Raw genomic sequence first — 9,619 nt, 5'->3', positions numbered from 1 at the left:
CCCCGGGTTCCGGGCGTCAGAAGATCCTGGGTGTAGCAACTGGCCGAGGCCACCGAAACCGGAATTCCGGCGAAGGTGGCCGTGGTGGAGTAGTGCAGGTGCCCGGCGAGGATGCTGCGCACATCGGTGCCGCGCAGGACTCGTGCCAGTGGTGTTTGGTCGCGCAGCTCCACCAGCGCGGCCAGATCCTGCACGCTGGGAATCGGCGGATGGTGCATCGCAAGGATGGTGCCGAAAGGTGCGGGTTCGGCCAGTTGCGTGGCGAGCCACTGCAACTGCTCGGGCGCGATCTCGCCGTGGTGATGGCCCGGAACGGAAGTGTCCAAGACGATTACACGTAAACCGGCGACCTGGTAGACCCGGTCCATCGGCGCCATCGTCGGGGCCTCGCGCAACAGGTGTTCGCGCAACGCCGCTCGGTCGTCGTGATTACCCATCACCCAAATGGCCTCAGCGCCAAGGCGATCGGCCAATGGTTCGACCAGGTTGCGCAGCTTGCGATAGGCGTCGGGTTGACCGGTGTCGGCGAGGTCGCCGGTGAAGATCAACGCATCGGGTCGTGTCTGGGAAGCCTCGAGCCGCTCAATCAGCTCGGATAATCGGCCCTCCGCGTCGACGTCGCCGTACAGGTCGCCGTCGCCGGCTATGAGATGGGTGTCGCTGATGTGCGCGATGACGTGGTCCGGCCGCGGGTGCTCCGCGACCCTGGCTCTGTCCACAGGACTGGAGAAGCCTTTCTGACGACTGTGCTCGCGGAAAGGAGCAACCCCATCTTAGCGGAGTAGCCGGGGTGCACCCGCGGACCACGCCACCCAGACGGTGACGTTTGGGCCACTCGCGGCGGGGGTTCCGCACCAGTTGCCCATACAACCAGTACGCTCGAATTGTGCAGCGGCGGATTATGGGCATCGAGACCGAATTCGGTGTCACCTGCACATTCCACGGTCATCGACGGCTGTCGCCGGATGAGGTCGCCCGTTACCTGTTCCGTCGGGTGGTCTCCTGGGGGCGCAGCTCCAACGTTTTCCTGCGCAACGGCGCACGGCTGTACCTCGACGTGGGCAGCCATCCGGAATACGCGACCGCCGAATGCGACAGCCTGGTGCAGCTGGTCACCCACGACCGTGCCGGCGAGCGGGTGCTGGAAGACCTCCTCGTCGACGCCGAGCAGCGGCTCGCCGACGAAGGCATCGGCGGCGACATCTATCTGTTCAAGAACAACACCGATTCGGCCGGCAACTCATACGGCTGCCATGAGAACTACCTGATCGTGCGGGCGGGCGAGTTCTCCCGCATCTCCGATGTGCTGCTGCCGTTCCTGGTCACCCGCCAGCTCATCTGCGGCGCAGGCAAGGTGCTGCAGACCCCGAAGGCCGCCACGTTCTGCCTGTCGCAACGCGCCGAGCACATCTGGGAGGGCGTCTCGTCGGCCACCACCCGTAGCCGGCCGATCATCAACACCCGCGACGAGCCACATGCAGACGCCGAGAAGTACCGGCGCCTACACGTCATCGTCGGCGACTCCAACATGTGCGAGACCACCACCATGCTCAAAGTCGGCACCGCCGCGCTAGTGCTGGAAATGATCGAAGCGGGCGTGGCGTTCCGCGACTTCTCGCTGGACAACCCCATCCGGGCCATCCGTGAAGTCAGCCACGACGGCACCGGCCGACGGCCGGTGCGCCTGGCCGGCGGCCGTCAGGCCAGCGCCCTGGACATCCAGCGGGAGTACTACGCGCGCGCCGTCGAGCATCTGCAGACCCGCGAAGCCAACGCGCAGATCGAGCAGGTCGTCGACCTGTGGGGTCGCCAGCTCGACGCCGTGGAAAGCCAGGACTTCGCCAAGGTCGACACCGAAATCGACTGGGTGATCAAGCGCAAGCTGTTCCAGCGCTACCAGGACCGCTACGACATGGAGTTGTCCGACCCGAAGATTGCCCAGCTGGATCTCGCCTACCACGACATCAAGCGCGGCCGCGGCGTCTTCGATCTGCTGCAACGCAAGGGTTTGGCGTCGCGCATCACCACCGATGAAGAAATCGAGGAAGCCGTCGATCGGCCGCCGCAGACCACCCGCGCGCGGCTGCGCGGCGAATTCATCAGCGCAGCCCAGGCTGCCGGCCGGGATTTCACCGTGGACTGGGTGCACCTCAAACTCAACGATCAAGCCCAGCGCACCGTGCTGTGCAAGGACCCGTTCCGATCGGTCGACGAGCGAGTCAAGAGACTGATCGCCAGTATGTAGCCCGACGACGATGCAGCCCGCCCGCAGGGCAGGGTCGGGCAATGAATGTGGTCGGCTTCACCGGTTCAAAGGTCTGGTCGTGACGGCATCTCGGGCCGCATTTGGCCTTCGCGGATGAGCTCAGTGACGGCCTCATCCCAGCGTCTGAGCTGGGCCGGGGTGAAGAACGGTTCGGGGATGTGGCGCTCGATGTGGACCCGAAGGATGACCGCGCCCAGGCGCAGCATGAGCGGATTGAGCGCGACCCAGACAGGGTCAAGATCGGGGTCGACCTGGTTTCGTTCAGTGAGTAGCCGCTCTTGGGCCCTACTGATGCCAACCAGAGCGTCGAAGATCTCCGACCCGATCGAGTCGCCCTCCACTAACGCTCGCCCCAGGTAATCGAAGACTTCGGGCTGTGCAGCCATCGCTGTTGTCAGCCTGCGGCCCATCTCGGCCAGGGGATCTTCTGGCGGCGCGGGCAGCGGGGCCGATTCCACAGCATCACTGATGACCTGAATGACGTAGTTGTCAACGGCGGCAATCAACGCGGCTTTCGTGCCGTAGTAGTGCTGTACCAACCCGATCGAAGTACCCGCGGCCTCGGCGACCGTTCGTAGCGACGTAGCTGCGATGCCATGTGCGGCGAAGCTCTTCAGGGCAGCATCGCGAATCCGCTCCGTGCTCGACGGCTCGGTTCGGGCAGATTGACGCGGGACCAAGAACCGCTTCACGGCTGATTCAGCAATGGAAGCAATTTAGCAGTATTGTGTAACAATATGTACGTATCGGATCACGATATGGTTATATCGGTCGGGCTGGCAACAGCCACGCTGGCCCGATTCGGCCATGCCATCGGTCATCCAGATCGCCATCGGCGCCAAGGCGACGCTGGCGCTCGCTTAGGCGAGCTGTCATGTGCAGTGGCCGCCCTGTCAAACGCGACGAGGGAGGAGTGAACGTGCCCAAGATGGTCGATATGTCTCGCTCGCTGGCAAAGCCGCCTTGCCTCGATGACGCAGACCGCTGGGTCGACGGCGGCGACGACCCGGAACTGAAGGTGTTGTGCCGCGCCTGCCCGCGGCGATGGCTCTGCGCCAAGGAAGCGCTGGAGACCCCTGGCGCCCTGGGCATGTGGTCGGGTGTGAACATCCCCGAACACGGACGTGATCGCGCGTTTGCGATGCGCCAGCTGCGCTCCCTTGCGGCCTACGGCGGGCTGCGGCCGCGACGGTGATCGCGTCGGCGGACTCTCCCCGATCACGGGCACCTGCCGTGGAGTGCTGTGGTCCGTTGACGTTCCCGCGCAACGCGGTGCCCTAATCTCGTAGAGGTGGCGGTTTCCAAAGTCGAGCGCTTGCTGAACCTCGTTATCGCGCTGCTGTCCACGCGCGGCTACATCACCGCCGAGAAAATCCGGGCGAGCGTGGCGGGCTATTCGGATACCGCGAGCGACGAAGCGTTCTCGCGAATGTTCGAGCGGGACAAGAACGAACTGCGCGATCTGGGCATTCCGCTGGAAACCGGCAAGGTGTCGTCGTTCGATCCGGTCGAGGGTTACCGCATCAACCGCGAGGCGTACGCCCTGCCGGCCGTCGAGCTGACCGCCGACGAGGCGGCAGCCGTGGCCGTCGCCACCCAGCTGTGGGAGTCGCCGGAACTCATCACCGCCACCCAGGGTGCGCTGCTCAAGCTGCGTGCCGCCGGCGTCGACGTCGACCCCGACGCGCAGGTCGCGATTGCGTCGCCGGCCGGGACCCTGGGACTACGCGGCTCGGAGGACGTTCTCGGAGCGTTGCTGTCGGCGATCGATTCCGTTCAGGTCGTGCAATTTCCGCACCGGCCATCACGCGCCGAGCCGTACACCGTGCGAACGGTCGAGCCGTGGGGCGTCGTAACTGAGAAGGGCCGCTGGTATCTCGTGGGGCACGACCGCGACCGCGGCGCCACCCGAACGTTCCGGCTGTCCAGGATCGGCGACGAGGTGACTCTGATCGGCTCACAAGGTGCCTTCATGAGGCCCGAGCACGTCGACCTGCGCAAGATCGTGGCCGAGGCGACGGGAGACGCGCCGACGGGCGTGCGGGCTCAGGTCTGGGTCGCCGCCGGGCGGGCCACCGCGCTGCGGCGTGCCGGGACCTCGCTGGGGCCGCGGCAATTGTCCGGCCGCGACGGCGAAGTCATCGAGCTCGACATCGGAACCACTGACCGGCTGGCGCGCGACATCACCGGTTACGCCGCCGACGCCGTCGTGCTGGAACCTGCCACGTTGCGCGACGAGGTGCTGGATCGGTTGCGCGCCCACGCCGGGGAGGAGCGGCGCATATGACGCGCGCCGGCGACGATGCAGAGCGAAGCGATGAGGAGGAGCGGCGCATATGACACCCGTGTCCACGCGGCTGGTGCGGCTGCTCAACATGGTGCCGTACTTCCAGGCCAACCCACGCGTCACCCGTGCGCAGGCCGCCGCTGACCTCGGCGTTTCGGTCAAGCAGCTGGGCGAGGACCTTGACCAGCTGTGGCTGTGCGGCCTGCCCGGTTACGGCCCAGGCGACCTGATCGACTTCGCATTCGAGGGCGACACGGTCGAGGTGACGTTCTCGGCCGGCATGGACACGCCGCTCCAGCTGAGTTCCCCGGAAGCCACCGGCCTGCTGGTGGCCCTGCGAGCGCTGGCGGACATTCCCGGTGTGGTCGATCCGGAGGCCGCACGCAGCGCGATCGCCAAAATCGAAGCAGCGGCCGGGGCCGCTGGACACGGGCCTGACGTCGCCGCGGTGGACGAGCCCGCGCCGGTCGAGAGTCAGGCCGCGGCCGCGGTGCGGTCCGCGGTCGTCGACGGTCGCGCGCTGAGCATCGACTACTACGCGGCCTCGCACGACACGCTGTCCACCCGGATCGTCGACCCGATCCGGATCGTGCTGGTCGGCGACCACAGCTACCTGGAGGCGTGGTCGCGCGACGCCGAAGGGGTGCGGCTGTTCCGGTTCGACCGCATTGTCGACGCGGCCGCGCTCGACGAGCCGTCCGCGCCGCCGGAACCAGCGCTTGCGGCGCCGCCGGACACCTCGCTGTTCGACGCCGATCCATCGCTGCCGTCGGCCACGCTGCGGCTGGCGCCGACGGCGTCGTGGATGTTCGAGTACTACCCGATGCGTCTGCTGCGCGAGCTGCCCGATGGCTATTGCGAGGCGGCAATGACCTACGCCTCGGAGGAGTGGATGGCCCGCCAAGTGCTCGGCCTGGGGTCGGCCGTCCGCGTCCTGGCGCCTGAGTCGCTGGCCAAGCGGGTGCGCGACGCCGCCGCGGCCGCACTGGAGTCGTACCAAGCCGCGGCGCGCTCCGGCTAGTCGCACGGCTGCTGCGGTAGCATCATGGGGACGTCTGGAGGTGACCAAAGTGAACGCTCTTACCCCGGGCCACTTGGCGATTATTGCGGTCGTGTTGACCGTGCTGTTCGGCGCCAAGAGGCTCCCCGATGCGGCACGTTCGCTGGGTAAGTCGCTACGGATCTTCAAGTCTGAGGTTCGTGAGCTGCAGGGCGAAAACAAATCGGAGACGCCTGCCGCGCCGGCCACACCGGTGCAGTCTGAGCGGGTCGAACCGCCTGCTGCTGACGGACGATCGGCCTAGCCTGGCATCGCCGCCGCGGCGCCCGAGCGCCTATTGACTGTGCGCACCACCGGTTTATTCAGGCGGCTAGATCCGCGACTTCGTCGCAGCCGCACCAATCCCGACGGCACCATGTCGCTTGTCGATCATCTGACCGAACTGCGGGCTCGGCTGTTGATCTCGCTGGCGGCCATCGCGGTGACCACGATCTTCGGGTTCATCTGGTATTCGCACTCGGTGTTCGGGCTGGAAAGCCTCGGCGAATGGCTTCGGCATCCCTACTGCTCGCTGCCACCGTCGGCGCGGGCGAATCTCAGCGCCGACGGCCAGTGCCGCCTGCTGGCCACCGCACCCTTCGACCAGTTCATGCTGCGGCTGAAGGTCGGGCTGACCGCCGGGATCGTGCTGGCCTGCCCGATGTGGTTCTACCAACTCTGGGCGTTCATCACGCCGGGCTTGTACAAGAAGGAGCGCCGTTTCGCGGTGGCATTCGTCATCCCGGCGGCGATGCTGTTCGTCACCGGGTCGGTGCTGGCCTATCTGGTGCTGGCCAAAGCGCTGCACTTCCTGTTGACCGTAGGCAGCGACGTGCAGATAACCGCGCTGTCCGGCGACCGGTACTTCGGCTTCTTGATCAACCTGCTGCTGGTCTTCGGCATCAGCTTCGAGTTCCCGCTGCTGATCGTGATGCTCAACTTCGTCGGCGTGCTCAGCTACGTACGGCTACGGTCCTGGCGACGCGGGCTGATATTCGTGATGTTCGTGTTCGCAGCGGTTTTCACGCCGGGTTCTGATCCGTTCTCGATGACGGCCCTGGGACTGGCGCTCACGGTGCTGCTCGAATTGGCCATCCAGATCGCCCGGATACACGACAAGCGGAAAGCCAAACGCGAAGCGCTCACTGCCATCCCCGACGACGAAGCCTCGGTGATCGACCCGCCGTCCGCGGTCGGGGCACCGTCGAGCATCGCCGGACTCCATGACGACGTCACCTGATCCCCCCGCGACGACGCAGAGCGAATTGGCCCGGTTCGCTGCGGACCTCGCGTTCGGACTCGACGGCTTTCAGCAGCAGGCCTGCGCGGCGCTGGAAAGCGGCCACGGTGTTCTGGTGTGCGCGCCAACCGGAGCCGGCAAGACCGTCGTCGGCGAGTTCGCAGTGCATCTGGCACTGGCGGCCGGCGGCAAATGTTTTTACACGACGCCGTTGAAGGCGTTGAGCAACCAGAAGCACACCGATTTCGTCGCCCGTTACGGCAAGGATCAGATCGGATTGCTCACCGGCGACCTGTCAGTCAACGCGAACGCCCCGGTTGTGGTGATGACCACCGAGGTGCTACGCAACATGCTTTACGCTGATTCGCCTGTGCTGCAAGGACTTTCCTATGTCGTGATGGACGAGGTACATTTCCTCGCCGATCGCATGCGTGGTGCGGTGTGGGAGGAGGTCATCCTGCATCTGCCCGATGAGGTGCGCCTGGTCAGCCTGTCGGCAACGGTGAGCAACGCCGAGGAGTTCGGCGGCTGGATCCAGACCGTTCGCGGCGACACGACGGTGGTCGTCGATGACCACCGACCGGTCCCGCTATGGCAGCACATGCTGGTGGGCAAACGCATTTTCGACTTGTTCGACTATGCCGCCAACGGAGCGGGCGACCGGCGGCAGCCGATCGTCGACCCGAATCTCTTGCGCCACATCGCCCATCGCCGCGAGGCTGATCGGCTCTCGGATTGGCGTGGCCCGCGCCGCCAGGCGGGAAGGGGAGGTCCGGGACGCTCGGGCCGGCCGAGTTTCTACCGACCGCCGTCGCGGCCCGACGTGATTCAGCTGCTCGACTCCGAGGGCCTGCTGCCGGCGATCACCTTCGTGTTTTCCCGCGCTGGTTGCGACGCCGCGGTCGCGCAGTGCCTGCGGTCGCCGTTGCGGCTGACCACCGAGGAGGACCGGGCAAAGATCGCTGAGGTGATCGAGCACCGCTGTGGCGACCTGCAGGACACCGACTTGGCCGTACTCGGCTACTACGAGTGGCGGGAGGGACTGCTGCGCGGTATTGCCGCCCACCACGCGGGGCTGCTGCCGGTATTCCGGCACACGGTCGAGGAGCTGTTCACTGCGGGGCTGATCAAGGCGGTCTTCGCCACCGAAACCCTGGCGCTCGGCATCAACATGCCGGCCCGCACCGTGGTGCTGGAACGGCTGGTGAAGTTCAATGGCGAAGAGCACGTCCCGCTGACGCCGGGGGAGTACACCCAGCTCACCGGGCGGGCCGGCAGGCGGGGCATCGACGTCGAAGGCCACGCCGTGGTGCTCTGGCACCCCGGTGAAAGCACCAGCGAACCGGCAGAGGTCGCCGGCCTGGCCTCCACCCGCACCTTCCCGCTCCGTAGCTCGTTCGCCCCGTCGTACAACATGACGATCAACCTGGTGAACCGGGTAGGCCCCGAGCAGGCTCACCGGCTGCTGGAACAGTCGTTCGCGCAGTATCAGGCCGACCGGTCGGTGGTGAGCCTGGTCCGCGGCGTCGAGCGCGGACAGCGGATGCTGGACGAGGTCGCGGCCGAGCTCGGTGGAGATGACGCGCCGATCCTCGAGTACGCCCGGCTGCGGGACCAGATCAGCCAGCACGAGCGGGCCCAGGCCCGCGCGTCGCGACTGCAGCGCCGGCAGGCGGTCAACGACGCGTTGACGGCGCTGCGGCGCGGCGACATCATCACGATCACGCACGGCCGCCGGGGCGGCCTGGCCGTCGTGCTGGAACCTGCCCGCGACGGCGATGACCCGCGGCCGTTGGTGTTGACCGAAAACCGCTGGGCCGGCCGGATTTCGTCGGCCGACTATTCCGGTGCGTCGGCGCCGGTGGGCTCGATGACATTGCCCAAGCGGGTCGAACACCGACAGCCCCGAGTTCGCCGCGATCTGGCTTCGGCGCTACGTTCGGCGGCCGTGGGATTGCGGATTCCCGACGGCCGCCGCGGCGGCGGCCGCCACACCGAACAGCGCGATCTCGACCCCGAGCTGGTCTCGCTGCGCGACCAGATGCGCCGTCATCCCGCGCATCTCGAACCCGATCGGGAGACCCAAGTCCGGCTTGCGGAGCGCTATCTGCGCATCGAACGGGACAACGAAGCGTTGCAAAAGAAGGTGGCCGCCGCCACCAACTCGTTGGCCCGGACCTTCGACCGGATCGTCGGGCTGCTGACCGAGCGCGGATTTATCCGCGTCGACGATGGCGACCCCACGGTGACCGACGACGGGCGATTGCTGGCCCGGATTTACAGCGAGAGCGACCTTTTGGTGGCCGAATGCCTGCGCACCGGCGCCTGGACAGGTCTGCGCGACCCCGAGCTGGCCGCCGTGCTCTCGGCGGTGGTGTACGAGTCGCGCGGCGGCGACGGCCCGGGGCCACCGCGAAACGCCGAGGTGCCGACCGCGCAGTTACGGCAGGCGCTGCACCGCACGCGTCGGTTGTCGGCGGAGTTGCGCGCCGATGAGCAGCAGCATCGCATCGCGCTGAGTCGCGAGCCTGACGATGGTTTCGTCGCGGCCATCTACCGATGGGCCAGCAATGGAGACTTGGTCGCCGCCTTGGCCGCCGCTGACTCGGAGAACAGCGGTTCACCGCTATTGCCGGGGGATTTCGTGCGCTGGTGCCGACAGGTGCTTGATTTGCTGGACCAGGTCCGCAACGCCGCCCCGCAACCGGAGTTGCGGGCGACGGCAAAACGCGCGATCGACGCGATTCGGCGCGGCGTCGTAGCAGTTGACGCCGGGTAGGCTGAGCC

Annotated in this window: 9 protein-coding genes; 7 read left to right on the top strand and 2 right to left on the bottom strand. The window is 66.7% G+C overall.

What is annotated here, in order from left to right; translation table 11 throughout:
* On the bottom strand, positions 1–719 hold a 719-nt coding region (locus tag VNW74_RS13555; protein ID WP_325677587.1), incomplete at its 3' end, for a phosphodiesterase.
* Between the two features lie 167 nt (positions 720–886).
* Here VNW74_RS13555 and pafA point away from each other — a divergent pair.
* On the top strand, positions 887–2,245 hold the full coding sequence (pafA, locus tag VNW74_RS13550; protein WP_325677585.1) for a Pup--protein ligase: 1,359 nt from the start codon (positions 887–889) through the stop codon (positions 2,243–2,245).
* Positions 2,246–2,310: 65 nt separating this feature from the next.
* On the opposite strand, the gene VNW74_RS13545 is transcribed toward pafA, so the two are convergent.
* A complete protein-coding gene (locus tag VNW74_RS13545; protein WP_325677583.1) occupies positions 2,311–2,958 on the bottom strand; it encodes a helix-turn-helix domain-containing protein in 648 nt (215 codons plus the stop codon).
* 236 nt (positions 2,959–3,194) lie between these two features.
* Between VNW74_RS13545 and VNW74_RS13540 the strand changes: the two genes are divergently transcribed.
* The 6 genes from VNW74_RS13540 (at position 3,195) to VNW74_RS13515 (ending at position 9,611) form a co-directional block, all read left to right on the top strand.
* Entirely contained in the window at positions 3,195–3,461 is a 267-nt protein-coding gene (locus VNW74_RS13540; protein ID WP_325677595.1) for a WhiB family transcriptional regulator, read from the top strand.
* A gap of 96 nt (positions 3,462–3,557) precedes the next feature.
* Entirely contained in the window at positions 3,558–4,553 is a 996-nt protein-coding gene (locus VNW74_RS13535; protein ID WP_325677581.1) for a YafY family protein, read from the top strand.
* A 49-nt stretch (positions 4,554–4,602) separates the two neighbouring features.
* Positions 4,603–5,574, top strand: coding sequence for a YafY family protein (locus tag VNW74_RS13530; protein ID WP_325677579.1), 972 nt, complete (start codon positions 4,603–4,605; stop codon positions 5,572–5,574).
* 49 nt (positions 5,575–5,623) lie between these two features.
* Positions 5,624–5,857, top strand: a complete 234-nt coding sequence (gene tatA, locus VNW74_RS13525; protein ID WP_325677577.1) for a Sec-independent protein translocase subunit TatA — start codon at positions 5,624–5,626, stop codon at positions 5,855–5,857.
* Between the two features lie 39 nt (positions 5,858–5,896).
* Positions 5,897–6,832: a twin-arginine translocase subunit TatC gene (gene tatC, locus VNW74_RS13520; protein ID WP_325677575.1), complete on the top strand. Its 936-nt coding sequence runs from the start codon at positions 5,897–5,899 to the stop codon at positions 6,830–6,832.
* A complete protein-coding gene (locus VNW74_RS13515; RefSeq protein WP_325677573.1) occupies positions 6,816–9,611 on the top strand; it encodes an RNA helicase in 2,796 nt (931 codons plus the stop codon). The genes tatC and VNW74_RS13515 overlap by 17 nt, the downstream gene beginning before the upstream one ends.
* Positions 9,612–9,619: the final 8 nt, after the last annotated feature.

This window comes from Mycobacterium sp. (assembly GCF_035570115.1).
GTDB lineage: Bacteria > Actinomycetota > Actinomycetes > Mycobacteriales > Mycobacteriaceae > Mycobacterium.
Note: the sequence above shows the minus strand (reverse complement) of the source record. Positions and strands in the feature narration are given on the sequence as shown.

Bases quoted from the DNA above. Each gene is read 5' to 3' on its own strand.
- VNW74_RS13540 (WP_325677595.1), top strand. From the start codon at position 3,195: ATGGTCGATATGTCTCGCTCGCTGGCAAAGCCGCCTTGCCTCGATGAC.
- VNW74_RS13530 (WP_325677579.1), top strand. From the start codon at position 4,603: ATGACACCCGTGTCCACGCGGCTGGTGCGGCTGCTCAACATGGTGCCG.
- VNW74_RS13515 (WP_325677573.1), top strand. From the start codon at position 6,816: ATGACGACGTCACCTGATCCCCCCGCGACGACGCAGAGCGAATTGGCC.